Consider the following 24,167-nt stretch of genomic DNA (forward strand, 5'->3'; position numbering starts at 1 on the left):
CAGGCAGCCGAGCAGGAGCGGAACACGCCATGAGCAACGCCGACCCAGCGCCGATACGACCGGCCACGAGGGCCGGGCGGAAACAGTGGACGGGCCTCGCCGTCCTCATCCTCCCCGTCCTGCTGGTCTCCCTCGACATGCAAGTACTGTCCTACGCGCTGCCGTTCATCAGCGGTGAGTTACGGCCGAGCAGCGCGCAACTCCTCTGGATCGTCAACATCTACCCGTTCGTCCTGGCCGGGCTGCTCCTGACCATGGGCTCGCTCGGCGACCGCATCGGCCGCAGACGGCTCCTGATGCTGGGCGCCGTCGTCTTCGGAGCGGCCTCGCTGCTCGCCTGCTCGGCCACCGGGCCGGCCATGCTCATCGCCACCCGGGCCCTGCTCGGGCTCGGCGGCGCCACCCTGATGCCCTCCACCCTGTCCCTGATCCGCAACATGTTCAGCGACGACGGGCAGCGCAGGATCGCCATCGCCGTGTGGACCGGCGCGTTCGCCGCCGGAGCCATTCTCGGCCCGCTCCTCGGTGGCGTACTCCTCGAACACTTCTGGTGGGGATCGGTCTTCCTGGTCAATCTGCCCGTCATGGCGCTGCTGCTCGTGCTCGCGCCGCCGCTCCTGCCGGAGTCGAGGGCCGAAAAGCCCGGCAGGTTCGACCTGTTCAGCGCCGCGCTGTCGCTGGCCGCGGTCCTGCCCGCCGTCTACGGCATCCAGCGGATCGCCGAGGACGGCCTGAGCGCGCTGCCCCTTGCCCTGTTCCTCGCGGGGCTCGTCATCGCCTGGTACTTCCTGCGCCGCCAGCGCGGCCTGGCCGAACCCCTCCTGGACGTACGGCTGTTCCGGGACCGGGTGTTCAGCGCCGCCGTCGCGACCAGCGTGCTCGCGATCTTCTCACTCGTCGGGTCCGGCCTCTTCACCTCCCAGTACCTCCAAATGGTGCTCGGATTCGGGCCGTTGGAGGCCGGCCTGTGGGCGCTGCCCGCCGCCGGCGCCGCCCTGGTCAGCTCGGCGACGGCCCCGCTGCTCGCCCGGTTCGTACGGCCCGGGGCGGTTGTGACGGGCGGCCTGGTGGTCGCGGCCGCCGGATACGGTGTGCTCTCCCAGCTCCATGCCGACTCCGGTGTCGGGGTGCTCGCGACCGGCACCGTGGTCATGGCCGCCGGCATCACGGCCGTCATGACCACCACGTCCGACCTGGTCATCGCCGCCGCCCCGGCCGACCGCGCGGGATCGGTCTCCGGTCTGTCGCAGACCGCCACGGAGTTCGGCGGCGCGTTCGGCATCGCCATCCTGGGCAGCATCGGCACCGCCGTCTACCGCTACGACGTGGCACACCAGGTTCCTTCCGGACTCTCGCACGCGGCGGTCGGGGCCGCGAAGGACACCCTGGGCGGCGCACTGGAGACCGCCCGGCAGTTGCCGCCGCGCACCGGCGCCGAACTGCTCGACGCCGCGCGCGAGGCCTTCGCGCACGGGCTGCGCGTCGCCTCCTGGACGGCGGCCGGACTGCTGCTCGCGATGGCCGTGACCTCGCTCGTGCTGCTGCGCAACGCGCGCTCGGCCACTCCGGAGACGGTGGCCCGCGCCGCCGAGACGCCCGCCGGGACGGACAGCGTCGCAACGACAGGCAGCGGCTGACAGAGACGACACGCGGAAGGCCGGCCACCGAGTACCCCCGGTGGCCGGCCTTCCGTGTGTGCCCCGACTCAGGCGGTTCCCGCCCGAGATCCCTGCGGACAGCGGGCGCTGTCCCCAGGGGGCGCCGTCAGTCGGCGTCGAGCTCGCTGTCGAGCAGATCGAACAGCTCGTCGGCCGAGACCGACTCGAGTGCCGCCCGGTCGTCGGCCAGCGTCCGTGTCCCGTCGTCGGCGGGCCGCGAGATCTCGCTCCACCGCACGGTCAGGGCCCGCAGCCGCGCCGTGATCCTCGCGTGCTCGGTTTCGTCCGGCGCGGCGCCACTCATGGCCGCCTCAAGGCCGGCGAGTTCGGCCTCCAGGGACGGCCCGGCGGCGGCCTCGTCGTCCACCAGCTCCGTACGCAGATGACGAGCGGCGGCCAGCGGAGTGGGGTGGTCGTAGATCAGCGTGGACGGCAGCCGGAGCCCGCTCGCGGCGCCCAGCCGGTTGCGCAGTTCGAGCGCCGTCAACGAGTCGAAGCCCAGTTCCACGAAACCACGCAGCGGATCGACCGCATGGCCTCCGGCGTGGCCAAGAACCTCGGCCGTGTGACGGCGCACCAACCCCAACAGCGTACGTTCCTGCTCCTCGGCGGAGAGCGAAGCCAACCGGCCGGCCAGCTCGTCACCCAGGGAGTCAGCCTCCGTAGCGGAGCCGCTGTCCACGGCGCGGCGGGCCGTGGTGCGCACCAGAGCGCGCAGCAGCGCGGGTACGTCACCGGCGCCACCGGCGGCCCGCGTCGCCGCGGGTTCGAGCGCCATCGGGAGCAGGACCGCGCGACCGGGCGCGCCCTGCCCGGAACCGGCGCGGCCGATGTCGCCCAGGGCGAGCGCGGCGTCGAACTGCGCCAGGCCCTCCTCCACCGACAGTGCCCGCATGCCCGAGCGTGCCATCCGCCGGACATCGGCGTCGGCGAGCTGGTCACCCATGCCCGTCTCCGCGTCCCACAGCCCCCACGCCAAGGAGAGGCCCGCGAGTCCCCGGGCACGACGGTGCTGGGCCAGCGCGTCCAAGAAGGTGTTGGCGGCAGCGTAGTTGGACTGCCCGGCAGCCCCCAGCGTGCCCGCCGCCGAGGAGAACAGGACGAACATCTCCAACCGCGCGTCGGCCGTCAGACGGTGGAGGTTGAGCGCGGCGTCCACCTTGGGACGCAGGACGGTGGCGAACCCGTCGGACGTCATCGACGCCAGCGTCGCGTCACCCAGCACTCCGGCGGCATGCACGACGCCGGTCAGCGGCCGATCGGCCGGAATGTTGGCGAGCGCGGCGGCCAACTGGTCCTCGTCAGAGGCGTCACAGGCCACGATGTCGACGCGCGCGCCGAGTTCCGCCAGCTGCGCGGCGAGCTTGTCGGCGCCCTCGGCGGCGGGACCGCGACGGCTCAGGAGCAGCAGGTGGCGCACGCCGTGCTCGGTGACCAGATGACGGGCCAGCACCCGGCCAAGGCCGCCCGTGCCGCCGGCCACCAACACCGTTCCATCGGGGTCGAGTTGGTCGCCCGCAGCCTCGGAGAGGCCGCCGGTATCGGCGGGTGCGGGCGCGGATGTGACGCGCACGAGCCGGGGGGCGAACGCGGCGCCGTCGCGCAGGGCGATCTCCGGCTCGCGGTCGGTGCCCGCCGCCAGCGAGGCAGCCGTCAGCGCCTCCTGCGACTCCGGCGTACCGTCCACGTCCACCAGGGTCACCCGGCCGGGGTGCTCCTCACGCACCGCGCGCACCAGACCCCATACCGCCGCCCCCGCGAGGTCGAGTACGTCCTCGACGTCCTCACCGGGGCGGGACACGGCGACGCCGTGCCGGGTCACGACCACGAACCGGGACGCCGCGAACCGCTCGTCCACCAGCCACCGCCGCAGGAGCGCGAGCACGCGCCAGGCGGTGTCGCGCACCACGTCAGGGGTTACGGGCGAGGCCGCTTCGGACTCCTCGGTGCAGTGGATCACCACGACGTCCGGAGCCACTTCCTGCTCTGTCAACCCGCCGTCAGCACCCGTGAGTTGTCGGTGCGTCAAGGATCCGCTGCCGTCACCGTCCCTGGCGGCCGGAAGCGATAGCGGAGCCCAATCGATGCCGAACAACGGCTGGCCGCCGCCCTGGGAGCGTACGGCGCCGAGCAGCTGCTCAGGGCTGAGGGGACGCAGCACGAGGGAGCGTACGGAGGCCACCGGCACGCCGTGCGGGTCGGCCATCTCGACCGACAACGTGTTCTCGGCCGGACGGGTGATGCGTACGCGCAGCTTGGTCGCGCCGGTCGCGTGAAGGGTCACGCCTTCCCAGGCGAACGGGAGCAACATGCCCGACGGGTCGTCCTCGGTGTCGTCGCCGCCCAGATCGGCGGCGTGGAGTGCGGCGTCGAGGAGGGCGGGGTGGAGGACGAAGGTGGTGGCGTCTTGGTGGGCGTGCGGGGGGAGGGTGATCTCGGCGTAGGTGGTGTCGTGGTCGCGCCAGGCGGTGTGGAGGCCTTGGAAGGTGGGGCCGTAGTCGTAGCCGTGGTCGGCGAGGTGTTGGTAGGCGTGGTGGAGGGGGATGGGGTGGGCGTTGGTGGGCGGCCAAGGGGCGGGGTCGGGTGTGGGAGTGGTGGTGGGTTGGGGGGCAAGGGTGCCTTGGGCGTGTTGGGTCCAGGGTGTGTCGGCGGTGGCGTGGGGGGTGTCGGGGCGGGTGTGGATGGTGAGGGTGCGGTGCTGGCGGGGGTCGGGGGGCCCGACGGTGACTTGGAGGTGGAGGGGTTGGTGGGGGGCGAGGACGAGGGGGGAGTGGAGGGTGAGTTCTTCGAGGTGAGGTGTGCCGGTGTGGTGGCCGGAGTGCAGGGCGAGTTCGACGAGTGCGGTGCCGGGCAGGAGGGTGGTGCCCATGATGGTGTGGTCGGCGAGCCAGGGATGGGTGTGGGTGCTGATGCGCCCGGTGAGGATGGCTTCGTCGGTGCCGGCGCGGTGGAGGATGGCGCTGAGGAGGGGGTGGTGTGTGGGGGTTTGGCCGAGGGTGGTGATGTCGCCGGCGGTGGGGGCGGGGTCGAGCCAGTAGCGCTGGCGCTGGAAGGGGTAGGTGGGCAGGTCGATGGGGTGGGTGGGGGAGTTGGTGTGGAGCGTGGGCCAGTTGATGGTGTGGCCGGTGGTCCAGAGGCGGGCCAGGGCGGTGAGTGTTTCGGTTTCCTCGGGGCGGTTGCGGCGCAGGAGGGGGATGAAGGCGGTGGTGGTGTCGTCGTCCAGGGCGCTAGGGGCCATGGCGGTGAGGACGGCGTCGGGGCCGATCTCCAGGAAGGTGGTGGCGCCTTCGGCGGCCAGCGCCTGGATGCCGTCGGCGAAACGGACTGCATGCCGGACGTGGGTCGCCCAGTACTCGGAGGTGGTGAGTTCACCCGGTGTGGCGGTGCGGCCGGTGACGTTGGAGACGAGGGGGATGCGGGGCTCGTGGTAGGTGAGTCCGGTGAGTACGTCCCTGAAGTCCTCCAGCATGGGGTCCATCAGGGGTGAGTGGAAGGCGTGGGAGACCTTGAGGAGGGTGGTCTTGCCGCCCTGGTCCCGTACCGCTTCCACGACCTTGTCCACGGAGGCGGCGGCGCCCGAAACCACCACCGCACGCGGCCCGTTGACGGCGGCGATCGCCACGTCCTCGACGCCTTCGAGGAGTACGAGGACATCCTCCTCGGTGGCCTGGAGGGCGGCCATCACCCCGCCCTCGGGCAGCGCCTGCATGAGCCGTCCGCGCGCCGCGACCAGGGTGCAGGCGTCCTCCAGCGAGAACACACCGGCGGCGTGGGCGGCGCTGATCTCGCCGATGGAGTGACCGGCCAGCAGGTCGGGGCGTACGCCGAGGGCTTCGGTCAGCCGGAACAGCGCGGTCTCGATCGCGAACAGCGCGGGCTGGGCGTACGCCGTCTGGTCGAGCAGCGCCGCCTCAGCCGACCCCTCCTCCGCGAACAGCACATCCTTCAGCGGGCGGCTGAGGAGCGGGTCCAGGTGTCCGCACACCTCATCAAGCGCGGACGCGAACACCGGGAAGGCGGCGGCCAGTTCACGGCCCATGCCGATCCGTTGCGCGCCCTGCCCGGTGAAGAGGAACGCCAGCCGGCCCTCAGCCCGGACACCGCGCACGACACCCGGGTCCGTCTCGCCCGACGCCAACGACCGCAATCCCGCCAGGAGTTCATCGCGATCCGGCCCCAGCACCACCGCGCGGTGTTCCAGCTGGGCCCGTGTCGTGGCCAGTGCCAGCCCGACAGCTGCCGGGTCCGGCGCATCGGCACCCTCCAGCAGGCTCACCAGACTCGCGGCCTGCGCGCCGAGGGCCGTGCCGGTACGGGCGCTGAGCGGCAGTGCCAGCACCGCCGTGTCCCGCCGGGGCACTTCGGAGGCCGCACTGTTGGGTTCGGGGGCCGGGTCCGGGGCCTCCTCCAGGATGACGTGGGCGTTCGTGCCGCTGATCCCGAACGAGGACACACCCGCGCGACGGGGTTCGTCGTTCGGCCAGTCCACCGCCTCGGTGAGCAGTTCGACCTGTCCGGCCGTCCAGTCCACGTGCGGGGTCGGCTCGTCCACGTTGAGGGTCCTGGGCAGGACGCCGTTGCGCATGGCCATGACCATCTTGATGACGCCGGCGACGCCTGCGGCTGCCTGGGTGTGGCCGAGGTTGGATTTCACCGAGCCGAGCCACAGCGGGTCCTTGTCCGTGCGGTTTTGGCCGTAGGTGGCGAGGAGGGCTTGGGCTTCGATGGGGTCGCCGAGGACGGTGCCGGTGCCGTGTGCTTCGACGGCGTGGATGTCGGTGGGGTTGAGTCCGGCGTTCGTGAGGGCTTGGTTGATGACGCGTTGTTGGGAGGGGCCGTTCGGCGCCGTGAGGCCGTTGCTCGCGCCGTCCTGGTTGACGGCGGAGCCGCGTACGACCGCGAGGACGCGATGGCCGTTGCGCTGGGCGTCGGAGAGGCGTTCCACCAGCAGGACGCCGGCTCCCTCGGACAGACTCGTGCCGTCCGCCGCGCCTGCGAACGCCTTCGTCCTGCCGTCCGGAGCCAGATTCCGGGCCCGGCTGAAGTCGATGAACGTCTCCGGCGTGAACATCACCGAGACGCCGCCCGCGAGTGCGAGTGAGCACTCGCCGCCCCGCAGCGCCTGCACCGCGAGATGCAGGGCGACGAGCGAGGAGGAGCAGGCGGTGTCGACGGTGACGGCGGGGCCTTCGAGGCCGAGGGTGTAGGAGACGCGTCCGGAGGCGACGCTGCCGAGGCTGCCGTTGCCGAGGTAAGTGTCGACGCCGTCGGGCAGGGGCGAGTTGCCGAGCCGGGTGGCGTAGTCGTGGTACATGACTCCGGCGAAGACGCCGGTGCCGGCTGCCACGCAAGGTGTGTGGGTCTATACCGGCGCGTTCGAGTGCTTCCCAGGACGTTTCCAGGAGCAGACGCTGCTGGGGGTCGGTGGCGAGTGCTTCGCGCGGGGAGATGCCGAAGAACTCGGCGTCGAAGTCGGCCGCGTCGTGCAGGAAACCGCCCTCGGCGGCGTGGCTGGTGTTCGCCCGCAGGCCGCTGGTGTCGCAGATCTCCGCGATGTTCCAGCCGCGGTCCTCGGGGAAGGGCGAGATCCCGTCCCGTCCTTCGGCGAGCAACTGCCACAGTTCCTCGGGAGAGTTGATGCCGCCGGGGAAGCGGCAGCTCATGCCGACGATGGCGATGGGCTCGTCGAGGGACGAGGCCGCCGTGGCGGCTCCCGGCGCCTGGGACGCGTCCGAGCCGATGAGTTCGGCGCGAAGGTACTCGGCCAGCGCGGTCGGCGTCGGATGGTCGAAGACCAGGGTGACCGGCAGCCGGATGCCAGTCGCTGTGCCGAGGCGGTTGCGCAGTGCCACGGCGGCGAGGGAGTCGAAGCCCAGCTCCTTGAACGCGCGGTCGGGGGCGACGGCGTCGCCGCTCTCGTGGCCGAGGATGCCGGCGACGTGCGTGCGGACCAGGTCGAGAAGCAGCCGGTTGCGCTCGGGGGCGGGCATCCGGAGCAGCTGGTCGGCAAGCGTGTCACCGCCGTCCGCCGCCGCCGCGATGGCACGCCGGGTCACCGGACGTACGAGCCCGCTCAACAGCGGCGGCAAGTCGCCGGGACGGTCGCGCAGCGCCTTGAGGTCGAGCCGGATCGGCAGCAGGACGGGGGCCGAGCCGGATACAGCGGCGTCGAAGAGCGCGAGGCCTTCCTCCCCGGAGAGGCCGCGCACACCGGACCTGGCCATCTGCTCGATGTCCGCCGCGCTCAGATGGCCGGTCATGCTGGTGTGCTGGGTCCACAGGCCCCAGGCGAGGGAGTGTGCGGGTTGGTTGTGGGTGGTGCGGTGGGTGGCGAGGGCGTCGAGGAAGGCGTTGGCGGCGGCGTAGTTGGCTTGGCCTGCGCCGTCGAGGGTGGCGGCGGCGCTGGAGTAGAGGATGAAGTGGGTGAGGTTGAGGTGTTGGGTGGTGTGGTGGAGGTGCCAGGCGGCGTCGGCTTTGGGGGTGAGGGTGGTGTTGAGGTGGTGGGGGGTTTGGTTGGTGAGGGTGGCGTCGTGGAGGGTGCCTGCGGTGTGGATGATGCCTTTGAGGTGGGGGGTGTTGTTGATGAGGTGGGTGAGTTGGGTGGGGTTGCTGACGTCGCAGGTGTGGAGGGTGATGTGGGCGCCGAGTTGGGTGAGGTGGTCTGTGAGTTGGGTGGCGTTAGGTGCGCCCGGTCCTTGGCGGCTGGCGAGGGTGAGGTTTTTGATGTGGTGGTGGGTGATGAGGTGTTCGGCGAGGAGGGTGGCGAGTCCTCCGGTGCCGCCGGTGATGAGGAGGGTGTCCTCGGGTCCCCACTCCTCGAAGCCGGTGAGTGCGGGCTGGGTGGGGGTGGTGGCGCGGGTGAGGCGGGGTACGTGGATCCGGCCGTCACGCAGCGCCAACTCCGGCTCACCACTCGACACGACGGCGGCGGCGAGCCGCCGTGCCGACTCCGGCGTGCCGTCCGAGTCGACCAGGACGAAGCAGTCCGGCGTCTCGGCCTGCGCGGCGCGCACCAGACCCCACACCGAAGCCCCGACCACGTCCATCGGCAGATCCCCGGGGCCCGCCGCTCCCTGGGTGACCACGGCCAGCCGGGACGAGACCGGCCGGTCCTCGGCCGACCACTTCTGCAACGCGCTGAGCACGGTGGCGAGCACGTCACGCAGCCGCTGGGGCACCTGCTCCGCGTCGCTGAGGTCGACCGGCGGGCAGGGCAGGACGAACACCTCGGGTGCGAGCGGTCCCGCCCCGGCTGCGCTGTCGGTGTGCACGGGCCCGTCGGCGTGCGCGGGGCTGTCCGCGCGCACGGGCTCACCGGCCGGGAGCAGCGCGGCGTGAGCGGCGGACACACCGGACCGGGCCACCGTCACGGCCTCGGCGTCGCCCCCGTCCATGGAGAGCGGAGCCCAGGTCACCGTCCGCCCGGGCGTCGGCCGGTCCGCCGCCTGCCACTCCACCTGGAACAGCGAATCGCGGTGCGGTGCGGGGGCCGCCGACAGGCCGCCGAGCGGGACCGGACGCAGGATCAGCGCGTCGACGGAGGCCACCTGCGCGCCCTTCGCGTCCGACAGGTGCAGGCGCACCGCGTCTTCACCGGCCGGTGAGACCCGTACCCGCAGCGCGGCCGCGCCCACCGCCCGCAGGCTCACGCCGCTCCAGCTGAAGGGAAGCCGGACTCCGACGGCGTCAGCGCTCTCGTTGGTCCCGGCGGTCTCGGAGTGGGTGTCGAACGGGCCGAGGCCCGCCGCGTGCAGAGCCGCGTCGAGGAGCGCCGGGTGCAGTCCGAATCTGGCGGCCTCCTCGCGGGCGCCCTCGGGCAGGGCGACCTCCGCGAACACCTCGTCCCCTCGCTGCCACGCGGCGCGCAGTCCCTGGAAGACGGGCCCGTAGCCGTAGCCCTGCTCGACAAGCCGCTCGTACAGGTCCGTCACATCGAGCGCGGTGGCGCCTTCGGGCGGCCAGACCGTCGTGGCGTCCGGGGCGGCAATCCGCGACGGCTCGGGTACGAGGTATCCCGTCGCATGGCTCGCCCAAATCGCCTCGCCATCAGGGGAGTTGTCGCGCGTCTCGCCGGATCCCGTCGCCGGACGCCCGTGCACGGAGACAGGGCGCCGGCCCGTCGCGTCCGGTACGCCCACGAAGACCTGGATCTGGATGCCGCCCTTGGGGGGCAGCAACAGCGGTGCGGTCAGGGTGAGTTCGTCGACGCGTCCGCAGCCGACCTGGTCGCCCGCGCGCACGGCCAGCTCCACCAGCGCTGTGCCTGGCAGCAGCACAGTGCCGCCTGCCGCGTGGTCCGCGAGCCAGGGGTGGGTGTCCAGGCCGATCCGGCCGGTGAGAAGAGCGCCGTCGGCGTCGGCAAGTTTCATGACCGCGCCCAGCAGGGGGTGGTCGGCGGCGTCGAGCCCTGCCGAGGCCACGTCCGTACCCCCGGTGTCGGGGCGCGGCCAGAATGAGGTGCGCTGGAACGGATAGGTGGGCAGGTCGACCCAGGAAGGGGCGTACGGTGCGAACGGCGCCTCCCAGTCCACGGAGACGCCCTGCACCCAGGCCTCGCCGAGCGAGAGCAGGAAGCGGTCCATGCCGCCCTCGTGCCTGCGCAGCGAACCCACGGCGGTGGCGGGCCGCCCGGCCGCCTCACCGGTCTCCTGGATGCCCATGGAAAGCACCGGGTGCGGGCTCGCCTCGACGAAGACGCTGTGGCCGTCGGCGAGCAGCGCCCGGGTCGTCTCCTCGAAGCGCACGGTCTGGCGCAGATTGCGGTACCAGTAGGTGGCGTCGAGCTCACTGGTGTCGATGAGTGACGCGGTCACCGTCGAGTAGAACGGGGTGCGCGAGGCGCGGGGCGTGATGTCGCGCAGGAGGTCGAGGAGTTCCTGCTCGATGGACTCCACATGGGCGGAGTGCGAGGCGTAGTCGACCGGGATCCGGCGGGCCCAGATGTCCTCGGCCGTGAGCTCGGTGAGCAGTTCGTCCAGGGCGTCGGAGTCACCGGACACGGCGACCGAACCCGCGCCGTTGACGGCGGCCACCGAGAGCCGCCCGTCCCAGCGGCGCAGCCGTTCGGCGACCTGCTCGGCGGGCAGGGACACCGACATCATGCCGCCGGGGCCGGTCAGCCGACGCGCGATGGCCTGGCTGCGCAGCGTCACCACGCGCGCGGCGTCCTCCAGGGAGAGCGCGCCCGCGACGCACGCCGCGGCGATCTCGCCCTGCGAGTGGCCCACCACGGCGGCGGGCTTCACGCCGTGCGCACGCCACAGTTCGGCAAGCGAGACCATGACGGCGAACAGGACCGGCTGGACCACGTCGACGCGTTCCAGGGTGGGCGCGTCCGGCTCCCCCCGCAGCACGGCGAGCAGGTCCCAGTCGACGTGGGGGCGGAAGGCTTCCGCGCACGCGCGGACGCGGTCGGCGAACACCGGGGCGGTGTCCAGAAGTTCAAGCGCCATGCCGGCCCACTGCGAGCCCTGACCGGGAAAGACGAAGGCCACCTTGGCGCGGCCGGCGGCGGTGCCGGTCACCAGGCCCTCGGGGGTGTCTCCTTTGGCGGTGGCTCTCAGCCCCGCGAGCAGCGCGTCCGTGCCGTCCGCGACGAGCACGGCCCGGTGTTCCATCGCGGCGCGGGTGGTCGCCAGGGAGTACCCGAGGTCGGCGGGGCGCACCCCGAGGCCGGTCGCGACCTGCTCGGCGAGGCGTCCTGCCTGGGCGCGCAGCGCCGCAGCGCTCTTCGCGGTGATGAGATAGGGCAGCGCGGTCGCCGGCTCGGCGACGGGATCGGGTGTCGCCTCGTCGGCCGGGGCCGGTGCTGCCTCGGGTGCCTGCTCGATGATGACGTGGGCGTTGGTGCCGCTGAGGCCGAAGGAGGAGACGCCGGCGCGGCGCGGGCGGTCGCGCTGCCACGGCACCGGTTCGGTGAGCAGTTCCACCGTCCCGTCCTCCCAGTCCACCTTCGTGGAGGGTTCGTCCACGTGCAGGGTCTTGGGCAGGACGCCGTTGCGTATCGCCATGACCATCTTGATGACGCCCGCGACACCGGCGGCGGCCTGGGTGTGCCCGATGTTGGACTTGACCGAGCCGAGCCACAGCGGGTCGTCGGCCGGACGGCCCTTGCCGTAGGTGGCGAGCAGCGCCTGTGCCTCGATCGGGTCGCCGAGGACCGTGCCGGTGCCGTGTGCCTCCACGGCGTCGACCTCCCCCGCGCTCAGGCCCGCGTCGGCCAGGGCCTGGCGGATCACGCGCTGCTGCGAGGGGCCGTTGGGCGCGGTGAGGCCGTTGCTCGCGCCGTCCTGGTTCAGGGCGGAGCCCCGCACCACGGCTAGGACGCGCCGGTTGTTGCGGCGCGCGTCGGACAGCTTCTCCAGGACCAGCATGCCCGCGCCCTCGCCCCAGCCCGTACCGGCGGCGGCGTCGGCGAAGGACCGGCAGCGTCCGTCGAGGGCGAGACCGCGCTGCCGGCTGAACTCCACGAACGTACGGGCCGTGGACATCACGGTGACGCCACCGGCCAGCGCCAGCGAGCAGGTGCCCTGACGCAGCGCCTGCACGGCCAGGTGCAGCGCCACCAGGGACGAAGAGCAGGCCGTGTCGATGGAGACGGCGGGTCCCTCAAGGCCGAGGGTGTAGGAGATGCGCCCGGAGACGATGCTGCCGTCCGTGCCGGTGACCATGAACCCCTCGGCGCCCTCGGGCACCGTGCCCACGCGCACCGGGTAGTCGGTGGCCATGACCCCTGCGTACACCCCCGTCTGAGTGCCCGTCAGGTCATGAGGGTCGATCCCGGCCCGCTCGAACGCCTCCCAGGCCACCTCGAGGAGCAGCCGTTGCTGGGGATCGGTCGCGGTCGCCTCGTGCGGGCTCATCCCGAAGAACGCCGGGTCGAACTCCGGCGCCCCGTGCAGGAACCCGCCCTGCCCGGTGTAACTGGTGTGCGGCCGTACGCCCTCCGGGTCGTACACCCCGTCGAGATCCCAGCCCCGGTTGTCGGGGAAGCCGGTGATCGCGTCGGTGCCCGAGTCCACGAGCGACCACAGATCCTCGGGGGACTCGACACCGCCCGGGAAACGGCAGCTCATGCCCACGATGGCCACCGGCTCGGGCGAGGTCGCCTCGTCGTAGCGCCGACGCAGCCGCTCGTTCTCCAGCAGCGACTTGCGCAGTGCCTCGGCGATCTTCTGGACAGGTGTATCCACGGTCGTCACTCGCATTCCTCGGTCGCTCGTATGACTTGAGACGCTTCGTCCGGGCAGTGCCCCGCCCCCGTCGGTTCCGAAGAGCGGGACCGACGGGGACGAAGGCGGGCGGGGCCGGGGCCCGCGCGGTCACTCAGGCTGTTCGGAACCGCTGCGCTCGAACGCCTCGCGGACGAGATCGTCGATGTCCATCGCCAGGATCGCGTCGCTCTGGTCGTTCTGGTCGCTCTGCTCAGCCTGGCCGGACAGGCCGTCCTGGCCGGCCGGACCGTCATCGGTGGGCCGCGTCGAGACGTCGGCCGCCTCGCCTGTGGCCGGAGCCAGCGCCAACAACGCGTCCAGCAGGCCGGCTTCCCTGATCCGGGCCAGCGGCACCGAACCGAGCACCTGACGCAGCGCGTCCTCGTCCGCCTCGCCCCCAGCGGACTCCTGCTGCCGCGCCCGGATCTCCTCGATCTCCGGAAGCATCTCCTCCAGCAGGTACTTCGCGAGCGTCTGGGGGGTCGGATAGTCGAAGATCAGGGTGGCCGAAAGGCGCTGGCCCGTAACCTTGCGCAGCCTGTTGCGCAGTTCCACCGCGGTGAGCGAGTCGAAGCCGGAGTCCTGGAACGACCGGGTCGCGGTGAGTGACGAGGCGTCGGCGTGGCCGAGCACCGCCGCCACCTCGACACAGATCAGGTCCTCGAGAAGGTGCAGACGCTCGTCATCGGCCAGCGGCGCGAGTCGCTGCTCCACGGTGGAGGGGTCGAGGGCTTCGGTGGGTGTGGCGGTGTGGGCGGTGGGTCGGGTGGGGGTGGTGGGGTGGAGGTGGTGGAGGAGGGGGGTGGTGGGGTGGTGGGGGTTGAGTTTGATGGGGAGGAGGGCGGGGTGGTTGGTGGTGAGGGCGGTGTCGAAGTGGGTGAGGTTTTGGGTGGTGGTGAGGGGGAGGAGGGGGCCGTTGTTCATGCGGTTGATGTCGTTTTGGGTGAGGTGGGTGGCCATGCCGTGGTTGGTGTTCCAGAGGCCCCAGGCGAGGGAGTGTGCGGGTTGGTTGTGGTGGGTGCGGTGGGTGGCGAGGGCGTCGAGGAAGGCGTTGGCGGCGGCGTAGTTGGCTTGGCCTGCGCCGTCGAGGGTGGCGGCGGCGCTGGAGTAGAGGATGAAGTGGGTGAGGTTGAGGTGTTGGGTGGTGTGGTGGAGGTGCCAGGCGGCGTCTGCTTTGGGGGTGAGGGTGGTGTTGAGGTGGTGGGGGGTTTGGTTGGTGAGGGTGGCGTCGTGGAGGGTGCCTGCGGTGTGGATGATGCCTTTGAGGTGGGGGGTGTTGTTGATGAGGTGGGTGAGTTGGGTGGGGTTGCTGACGTCGCAGGTGTGGAGGGTGATGTGGGCGCCGAGTTGGGTGAGGTGGTCTGTGAGTTGGGTGGCGTTAGGTGCGCCCGGTCCTTGGCGGCTGGCGAGGGTGAGGTTTTTGATGTGGTGGTGGGTGATGAGGTGTTCGGCGAGGAGGGTGGCGAGTCCTCCGGTGCCGCCGGTGATGAGGAGGGTGTCCTCGGGTCCCCACTCCTCGAAACCGGTCAACGCGGGTGCGTCGTCGCTCGCCGCTTCCACCGCGACCCGTTCGAGCCGGGCCGCGTACACGCCGTCCGCCTGAATCGACACCTGCGGCTCACCGCTGGCCAGCGCCGCGGGGAAGTGCCGGGCCGAGGCCTCGTCGCCGTCCCAGCGCGCCAGGACGAAGCAGCCCGGGTTCTCCTCCTGCGCGGAGCGCACAAGACCGCCGACCGCCGCGGCGATCATGCTGCCCGGGCCGTCCGTGTCCTCGGTCACCACGACGAGACGGGACGAGGGCGGGCGCTCCTCGGCCAGCCACTGTTGCAGCGTGCTCAGTACGGTGCCAAGGACCTCGCGGAGTCGCTGCGGCATCGTCGTCCTGCCGTCCGGGTCCGAGGCGTCGAACTCCACGGCCGGGCACGGCAGCAGGACCACCGGCGCCACCGCGTCGCCGAGCGCCGCCAGGTCCGGGTACGTACGCGGGCCGGCCCACGCCCAGCGGTCCGCCCCGTCGCCGAGCACCGCCCAGTTCTCGGGCGCACCCGTGGCCTCGTGCGCGCCCGCGTCCCGGACCGAAATCGGGCTCCACTCCACGTGGTACAGGGGCAGCGAGTCGGCCCGCGCCGAGGCGATCTGCTCGGCCGACACCGGGCGGGCGACCATCGCACGCACGGTCGCCACCGGAGCTCCGGCCGCGTCGGCCAGGTCCAGCGTCGTCGCGTCCGCGCTGCCCTCGACCGCGGCGACCCGGATCCGCAGCGCGGTCGCCCCCGAGGCATGCAGCGACACATCGCTCCACGCGAACGGGAGGGCCGCGCCACGCCCCGGCTCCCGGCTTCCGTCGCCCAGCAGCTCCGTCGCGTGCAGGGCGGCGTCGAGAAGGGCCGGGTGCAGGCCGAACGCACGCGCGTCGCCATGTGCCTCCTCCGGCAGGACCACCTCGGCGAACACATCGCCACCGCGACGCCAGGCGGCCCGCAGACCCCGGAAGACCGGACCGTACTCCAGACCGTCCGCCGCCAGTGACGCGTAGAGCCGGCTCACGTCGATCGCGGCGGCGCCCGCAGGCGGCCACACGCTCAGATCGGCTCCGTGGCCGCTCGCGCCCGTGCCCACGGCCAGAAGACCGCTGGCGTGGCGGGTCCACGCGTCGTCGGGGGCCGCGTCCTGGCCGCGCGAGTACACGCCGACCGTGCGCCGGGCCGATGCGTCGGCCTCACCCACGGAGACGCGGAGGTCGCGGGAACCCTGCGACGGCAGGGCGAGCGGTACTTCGAGCGTGAGCTCTTCCAGCAGACCACACCCCACCTGGTCGCCGGCTCGCAGCGCGAGCTCGACGCAGGCGGTGCCGGGCAGGATGGTCGTGCCCATCACGGCGTGGTCGGCCAGCCACGGATGGGACGGCAGTCCGATACGTCCCGTCAGGACCACGGCACTCGACTCCGGCAGCGTGATCGCGGCCCCGAGCAACGGATGCCGCGCGGACGCGAGACCGGCGGAGGTTACGTCGGCCTGATCGGCCACCGCATTGATCCAGTAGTGCTGCCGCTGGAAGGGGTACGTGGGGAGATCCACGGGCCGGGTCGGCGTGTTGGCGTGCGCGGCGGCCCAGTTGACGGGGTGGCCGGTGGTCCACAGGCGGGCCAGGGCGGTGAGAGTTTCGGTGTCCTCGGGGCGGTTGCGACGGAGGAGGGGGATGAAGGCGGTGGATTCCTGGTCCGGTAGGGCTTCGGACGCCATGGCGGTGAGGACGGCGTCGGGGCCGATCTCCAGGAAGGTGTTGGCGCCTTCGGCGGCCAGGGTGCGGATGCCGTCCGCGAAACGGACGGCTTCGCGGGCGTGGGTGACCCAGTACTCGAAGGTGGTGAGTTCACCCGGTGTGGCCGTGCGGCCGGTGACATTGGAGACGATGGGGGTGCGGGGCTCGTGGTAGGTGAGTCCCGTGAGTACGTCTCGGAAGTCGTCCAGCATGGGGTCCATCAGGGGTGAGTGGAAGGCGTGCGAGACCTTGAGCCGGGAGGTCTTGCCGCCCTGGGCCGATACCGCTTCCACGACCTTGTCCACGGAGGCGGCCGCGCCCGAAACAACCACCGCGCGTGGCCCGTTGACGGCGGCGATGGCCACGTCCTCGATACCTTCGAGGAGTACGAGGACATCCTCCTCGGTGGCCTGGAGGGCGGCCATCACGCCGCCCTCGGGCAGCGCCTGCATCAGCCGTCCGCGCGCCGCGACCAGGGTGCACGCGTCCGCGAGGGAGAACACACCGGCGGCGTGGGCGGCGCTGATCTCGCCGATGGAGTGCCCGGCCAGCAGGTCGGGGCGTACGCCGAGGGCTTCGGTCAGCCGGAACAGCGCGGTCTCGATCGCGAACAGCGCAGGCTGGGCGTACGCCGTCTGGTCGAGCAGCGCCGCCTCAGCCGACCCCTCCTCCGCGAACAGCACATCCTTCAGCGGGCGGTCCAGGAGCGGGTCCAGGTGTCCGCACACTTCATCAAGCGCGGACGCGAACTCCGGGAAGGCGGCGGCCAGTTCGCTGCCCATGCCGATCCGTTGCGCGCCCTGACCGGTGAAGAGGAACGCCAGCCGCCCCTCAGCCCGGACGCCACGCACGACACCCGGGGCCGTCTCTCCGGACGCCAACGACCGCAGCCGCACCAGGAGTTCATCGAGTCCGGTGCCCACGACCACCGCGCGGTGTTCCAGCTGGGCCCGGGTCGTGGCGAGCGCCACGGCCACGTCCGCCGGCTCCGGAGCGTCCGCGTCCTCCAGCACGCCCAGCAGACCCGAGGCCTGCGCGGCCAGCGCAGCCGCGTTGGCCGCCGACACCGGAAGCGCCAACGCGCCTACCACCGTGGGACGTTCGGTGGCATGCGGGCCGGCGGGCTCCGCGGCAGGGGCCTCCTCCAGGATGACGTGGGCGTTCGTGCCGCTGATCCCGAACGAGGACACACCCGCACGACGAGGCCCCTGGGCCTCCCAGGCCACGGCCTCGGTGAGCAGTTCCACCCGGCCCGCCGTCCAGTCGACCTTCGATGACGGCGCGTCCACGTGCAGGGTCTTGGGCAGGACGCCGTTGCGCATGGCCATGACCATCTTGATGATCCCGGCGACGCCTGCGGCTGCCTGGGTGTGGCCGAGGTTGGATTTCACCGAGCCGAGCCACAGCGGGTCCTTGTCCGTGCGGTTTTGGCCGTAGGTGGCGAGGAGGGCTTGGGCTTCGATGGGGTCGCCGAGGACGGTGCCGGTGCCGTGTGCTTCGACGGCGTGGATGTCGGTGGGGTTGAGTCCGGCGTTGGTGAGGGCTTGGTTGATGACGCGTTGTTGGGAGGGGCCGTTCGGCGCCGTCAGGCCGTTGCTCGCGCCGTCCTGGTTGACGGCGGAGCCGCGTACGACCGCGAGGACACGGTGCCCGTTGCGCTGGGCGTCCGACAGGCGCTCGACGAGGAGCATGCCCGCGCCCTCGCCCCAACCGGTGCCGTCGGCTGCGTCGGCGAAGGAACGGATGCGGCCGTCGCTCGCAAGACCGCGCTGCCGGCTGAAGTCGATGAAGGTGTCGGGTGTCGACATCACGGTGACGCCGCCCGCGAGTGCGAGTGAGCACTCGCCGGCCCGCAGCGCCTGGATGGCCCAGTGCAGGGCGACCAGGGAGGAGGAGCAGGCGGTGTCGACGGTGACGGCGGGGCCTTCGAGGCCGAGGGTGTAGGAGACGCGTCCGGAGGCGACGCTGCCGAGGCTGCCGTTGCCGAGGTAGGTGTCGACGCCCTCGGGCAGGGGCGAGTTGCCGAGCCGGGTGGCGTAGTCGTGGTACATGATGCCCGCGAAGACGCCGGTTCGGCTGCCCCGGAGCGTGTGGGGGTCGATCCCGGCGCGTTCGAGTGCTTCCCAGGACGTTTCCAGGAGCAGACGCTGCTGGGGGTCGGTGGCGAGTGCTTCGCGGGGGGAGATGCCGAAGAACTCGGCGTCGAAGTCGGCCGCGTCGTGCAGGAAACCGCCCTCGCGCGCGTACGTCTTGCCGGACTTTCCGGGTTCCGGGTCGTAGATGTCCTCGACGTTCCAGCCGCGATCCTCGGGGAACAGGGAGATGCCGTCCCGGCCCTCGGCCAACAACTCCCAAAGTTCTTCAGGCGAGTTGACGTCGCCCGGGAAGCGGCAGCTCATGCCGACGATCGCGATCGGCTCATCGGGGGCCGCCCCGGACGTGACGGCCCGGGGTGCGGCCGTGGCCGGGGCCGCGCCGAAGAGCTTGTCCGCCAGGTACTCGGCGAGCGCGTGCGGCGTCGGATAGTCGAAGACGAGTGTCGCGGGCAGCCGCAGTCCGGTCGCCTTGTTCAGCCGGTTGCGCAGCTCCACCGCCGAGAGGGAGTCGAAGCCGATCTCGGTGAACGCGCGCCGGGCGTCCACGGCGCCGGCATTCTCGTGGTGCAGCACCTCGGCGACGTGCGTACGCACCAGGTCCAGCATCGTGCGCTCGCGTTCCGCCGCGTCCAGACCGCCCAGCTCGGCCGTGACCGCGGGGCCCGTGGCGGTGGGTGTGGCGGTGTGGGCGGTGGGTCGGGTGGGGGTGGTGGGGTGGAGGTGGTGGAGGAGGGGGGTGGTGGGGTGGTGGGGGTTGAGTTTGATGGGGAGGAGGGCGGGGTGGTTGGTGGTGAGGGCGGTGTCGAAGTGGGTGAGGTTTTGGGTGGTGGTGAGGGGGAGGAGGGGGCCGTTGTTCATGCGGTTGATGTCGTTTTGGGTGAGGTGGGTGGCCATGCCGTGGTTGGTGTTCCAGAGGCCCCAGGCGAGGGAGTGTGCGGGTTGGTTGTGGTGGGTGCGGTGGGTGGCGAGGGCGTCGAGGAAGGCGTTGGCGGCGGCGTAGTTGGCTTGGCCTGCGCCGTCGAGGGTGGCGGCGGCGCTGGAGTAGAGGATGAAGTGGGTGAGGTTGAGGTGTTGGGTGGTGTGGTGGAGGTGCCAGGCGGCGTCTGCTTTGGGGGTGAGGGTGGTGTTGAGGTGGTGGGGGGTTTGGTTGGTGAGGGTGGCGTCGTGGAGGGTGCCTGCGGTGTGGATGATGCCTTTGAGGTGGGGGGTGTTGTTGATGAGGTGGGTGAGTTGGGTGGGGTTGCTGACGTCGCAGGTGTGGAGGGTGATGTGGGCGCCGAGTTGGGTGAGGTGGTCTGTGAGTTGGGTGGCGTTAGGTGCGCTTGGTCCTTGGCGGCTGGCGAGGGCGAGGTTTTTGATGTGGTGGTGGGTGATGAGGTGTTCGGCGAGGAGGGTGGCGAGTCCTCCGGTGCCGCCGGTGATGAGGAGGGTGTCCTCGGGTCCCCACTCCTCGAAGCCGGTGAGTGCGGGCTGGGTGGGGGTGGTGGCGCGGGTGAGGCGGGGTACGTGGATCTGGCCGTCACGCAGCGCCAACTCCGGCTCACCACTCGACAGCGCCACCGCCATTCGCGACGGCGTCAGCTCCGCGCCGTCCCAGTCCACCAGGGTGAAACGGTCCGGGTGTTCGGCCTGGGCGGAGCGCACCAGGCCCCACACCGCGGCGCCCGCGAGGTCCACCGGCAGGTCGAGCCCGTCCCGGGGACCCACCGCTCCCTGGGTCGCGACCACGAGCCGCGACGCCGCGAACCGGTCGTCCGCAAGCCACTCCTGGAGGCAGGCGAGCACACCCTCGGTGGCCACCCGCAGCCGCTGCGGCATGTCGGCGTCCTCCGGCCCGTCCGGGCAGGTCAGGACGACGACATCGGGAACCGGGCCGGTCGGGACGAGGCCGGCCAGGTCCGGGTGCGTGGTGGCTCCGGTCCACTGCCACCGCGCCGCCTGTCCGCCGACCGCCGCCCACGTCGTGACGTCCGGTGTCGTCCGGTCGGTGGCGGTGGTGGGCAGCGCGTTCCACTCCACGACGTACAGAGGTGTGTCGCCGCCGTCGCCGGCCGCCGCGATCTGGTCGGCGGAGACGGGCCGCATGACCAACTGCTCCACTGTCGCGACGAGTTGACCCGCCGGGTCCGCGAGGTGGAGCCGTACGCCGCCGTTGTCCGTGTGCGTGATGCGTACGCGCAGGGAGGTCGCGCCGGTCGCGTGGAGGGAGACCCCACTCCATGCGAAGGGCAGCGCGGTCTGGCCCGGGTCCTCGTCGCGGCCGAGGTCCGTGGCGTGCAGGGCGGCGTCGAGAAGGGCCGGGTGCAGGCCGAACGCGCCCGCGTCGCCGTGCGCCGATTCGGGGAGCGCCACTTCGGCGAAGATGTCGCCGTCCTGCTGCCACGCCGCCTTGAGGCCCTGGAAGGCGGGGCCGTAGCGGTAGCCCTGGGCGGCCAGCTGCTCGTAGATGTCACGCAGCGGGATGGACCGGGCACCCGGCGGTGGCCAGGAGGCAGGGGTGAAGTCGTTTGCCGCCGCGGGGAGTTCGGCGGACAGGGCGCCCGTGGCATGGAGCGTCCAGGGCGTGGCGTCCGGTGCTCCCTGGGGACGGGAGTGGATGGTGAGGGTGTGATCGGGGGCGGTGGTCTGGACGCGGAGGTCGGTGTATTGGTCGGGGTGGAGTGCGAGGGGTGCGTGGAGGGTGAGCTCTTCGAGGTGGGGCGCGCCGGTGTGGTGGCCGGCGTGGAGGGCGAGTTCGACGAAGGCGGTGCCGGGGAGGAGCACCGTGCCCAAAATCGCGTGGTCGGCCAGCCAGGCGTGGCTCTGCGCGCTGATGCGTCCGGTCAGCACCGTGGTGTTGGTGCCGGGGGCGGCGACGAGGGCGCCGAGCAGGGGGTGGTGTGCGGGGCTCTGGCCCAGGGTGGTGATGTCGCCGGTGGCGGGGGCGGACTCCAGCCAGTAGCGCCGGCGCTGGAAGGGGTAGGTGGGAAGGTCCACGTGCCGGGTGGGGCCGCCGGTGTGCAGCGCGGGCCAGTTCACGGTGTGGCCGGTGGTCCAGAGGCGCGCCAGGGCGGTGAGTGTTTCGGTTTCCTCGGGGCGGTTGCGGCGCAGGAGGGGGATGAAGGCGGTGGTGGTGTCGTCGTCCAGGGTGCCTTGGGCCATGGCGGTGAGGACGGCGTCGGGGCCGATCTCCAGGAAGGTGGTGACGCCTTCGGCGGCCAGGGTGCGGATGCCGTCGGCGAACCGTACGCCTTCGCGGACGTGGGTGACCCAGTACTCGGGGGAAGTCAGCTGGCCTGGGGTGGCAGTGCGGCCGGTGACGTTGGAGACCACGGGGATGCGGGGCTCGTGGTAGTCGATGACGTGGGCGATCTGACGGAACTCCTCAAGCATGGGGTCCATCAGGGGTGAGTGGAAGGCGTGGGAGACCTTGAGGAGGGTGGTCTTCCCGCCCTGCTTACGTACCGCTGACACCACCTTGTCCACCGACGCGGCCGCGCCCGAAACCACCACCGCACGCGGCCCGTTGACGGCAGCGATCGCCACGTCCACGACGCCTTCGAGGAGTGTGAGAACATCCTCCTCGGTGGCCTGGAGGGCGGCCATCACACCGCCCTCGGGCAGCGCCTGCATCAGCCGCCCACGCGCCGCGACCAACGCGCACGCGTCCTCCAACGAGAACACACCAGCGGCATGAGCCGCGGCAATCTCACCGATGGAGTGACCGGCCACCACATCCGGCCGCACACCCAACGACTCCGCCAGCCGGAACAGCGCGGTCTCGACCGCGAACAGCGCGGGCTGCGCGTACGCCGTCTGGTCAAGCAGCACCGCCTCAGCCGATCCCTCCTCCGCGAACAGCACATCCCTCAACGGGCGGTGGAGCTGGAGGTTGAGGTGGCCGCACGCCTCGTCGAGAGCGGCGGCGAACACCGGGAAGGCGGCGGCGAGTTCGCGGCCCATGCCGACACGCTGCGCACCCTGACCGGTGAACAGGAACGCAAGCCGGCCGGCAAGCGTGCGTCCCCGTACGACTCCCGGCCCGTCCTCGCGTCCGTCCGCCAACGCCCGTAGCCCCGTGACCAGTTCGTCGAGGTCCGCGCCGGCGACCACCGCCCGGTGGTCGAGCTGGGCCCGCGTCGTCGCCAGCGCCATCCCCACATCCACCGGGTCCGGAGCGTCGGCGCCCGTAAGGACGTCGAGCAGGCCCGAGGCCTGCGCGCTGAGCGCGTCGGGCGTGCGGCCGCTGATGATCAGCGGCAGCGCGGGGCCCGTGGAGTCCTGGCGCGCCGGGAGCCCGTCCTCCTGCGGCGCCTCCTCGATGATCACGTGCGCGTTCGTGCCGCTGATGCCGAACGCGGAGATGCCGGCGCGGCGCGGTCTTCCGTCCTCGGTCTCCCACGGCAGGGCATCGGTCAGCAGCTCGACCTCGCCCGCCGACCAGTCGACGTGGCGGCTCGGCGCGTCCACGTGCAGCGTCTTGGGCAGTACGCCGTGCCGCATCGCGAGGACCATCTTGATGACACTGGCCGCGCCGCCCGCGGCCTGCGTGTGACCCAGGTTGGACTTGGCCGAGCCCAGCCGCAACGGCCGCTCAGGTGAACGCTCCTGGCCATAGGTGGCCAGGATCGCCTGGGCCTCGATCGGGTCGCCGAGCTTGGTGCCCGTACCGTGCGCGTCGACCGCGTCCACGTCGGCGGGGCGCAGTCCGGCGTTGGCCAGGGCCTGGAGGATGAGCCGCTGCTGGGAGGGGCCGTTGGGAGCGGTGAGGCCGTTGCTCGCGCCGTCCTGGTTGACCGCGCTGCCGCGCAGTACCGCGAGGACCTGGTGGCCGTTGCGCCGTGCGTCCGAAAGCCGCTCGACCACGAACACTCCGGCGCCCTCGGCGAAGCCGGTGCCGTCCGCCGCGTCCGCGAACGCCTTGCAGCGTCCGTCGGCGGCGAGCCCCCGCTGGCGGCTGAACGCCGTGAACATGCCGGGGCTGCCCATCACCGCGACGCCGCCGACCAGGGCCAGCGAGCACTCGCCGTTGCGCAGGGACTGGGCCGCCAGATGCAGGGAGACCAGCGAACCGGAGCACGCCGTGTCCACCGTCACGGCGGGACCTTCGAGCCCCAGGGTGTAGGAGACGCGGCCGGAGGCGACGCTGGGCGCGTTGCCGGTCATCAGATAGCCGTCAAGGCCCAGGGGCGCCTCATGGACGCGGGTGCCGTACTCGTGCACCTCGGCGCCGAAGAACACGCCGGTCCGACTGCCGCGCAGCGAGGCCGGGTTGATCCCGGCGCGCTCCAGCGCCTCCCAGGAGGTCTCCAGGATCAGACGCTGCTGGGGGTCCATCGCCAGCGCCTCACGCGGGCTGATCTTGAAGAAGTCGGCGTCGAAGTCGGCCGCGCCCTCCAGGAAGCCGCCCTTGTCGACGTAGGACTTGCCGGGGCTCTCCGGGTCCGGGTCGAACATGCCGGGGACGTCCCAGCCCCGGTCGGTGGGGAAGTCGGAGAGCACTTCGCGGCCCTCGGCCATCAACGCCCAGAAGTCTTCAGGCGAGTTGACGCCGCCGGGGTAGTGGCAGCCGATGCCGATGATCGCGACGGGATCGTCGTCGTCCCCCGAGGTCTGCCGGACGGCCGCCGCGACGGGCTCGGGGGCCAGGCCCAGCGCCCTGGTGCGGACGAAGCGGCTCAGTTCCACGGGCGTGGGGTAGTCGTACACCGCCGTGATGGGCAGTTCGAGGCCGGTGGCCTCGGACAGCCTGCGATGCAGGTCGACCGCCGCGAGTGAGTCGAAACCCAGCTCCAGGAACGGCCGCGCGGTGTCCACCACGTCCTTGGTGTCCGGGCGGGCCCGGCGCAGCGCGGCCACGGTCTGCTCGTGCACGATGTCAAGGACGGCGCGTTCCTGCTCGGCCGCCGTCAGGCCGGTGAGCCGCGCCACCAGCAAGGACTGTGGCGCCTCGTCATTG

At 71.9% G+C, this 24,167-nt stretch carries 2 protein-coding genes and 1 pseudogene; 1 reads left to right on the forward strand and 2 read right to left on the reverse strand.

What is annotated here, in order from left to right; all coding sequences use genetic code 11:
* Positions 1-29 precede the first annotated feature (29 nt).
* Complete coding sequence (locus tag ABR738_RS34970) at positions 30-1,637, forward strand: MFS transporter (protein WP_350233979.1); 1,608 nt, start codon at positions 30-32, stop codon at positions 1,635-1,637.
* Between the two features lie 127 nt (positions 1,638-1,764).
* Here ABR738_RS34970 and ABR738_RS37825 read toward each other — a convergent pair.
* Positions 1,765-12,850: pseudogene (locus ABR738_RS37825) on the reverse strand (type I polyketide synthase).
* A 129-nt stretch (positions 12,851-12,979) separates the two neighbouring features.
* Complete coding sequence (locus ABR738_RS34990; RefSeq protein WP_502964260.1) at positions 12,980-24,139, reverse strand: type I polyketide synthase; 11,160 nt, start codon at positions 24,137-24,139, stop codon at positions 12,980-12,982.
* Between the last annotated feature and the right edge of the window lie 28 nt (positions 24,140-24,167).

The sequence above is a fragment of the Streptomyces sp. Edi4 genome, assembly GCF_040253615.1.
Classification (GTDB): Bacteria; Actinomycetota; Actinomycetes; order Streptomycetales; family Streptomycetaceae; genus Streptomyces.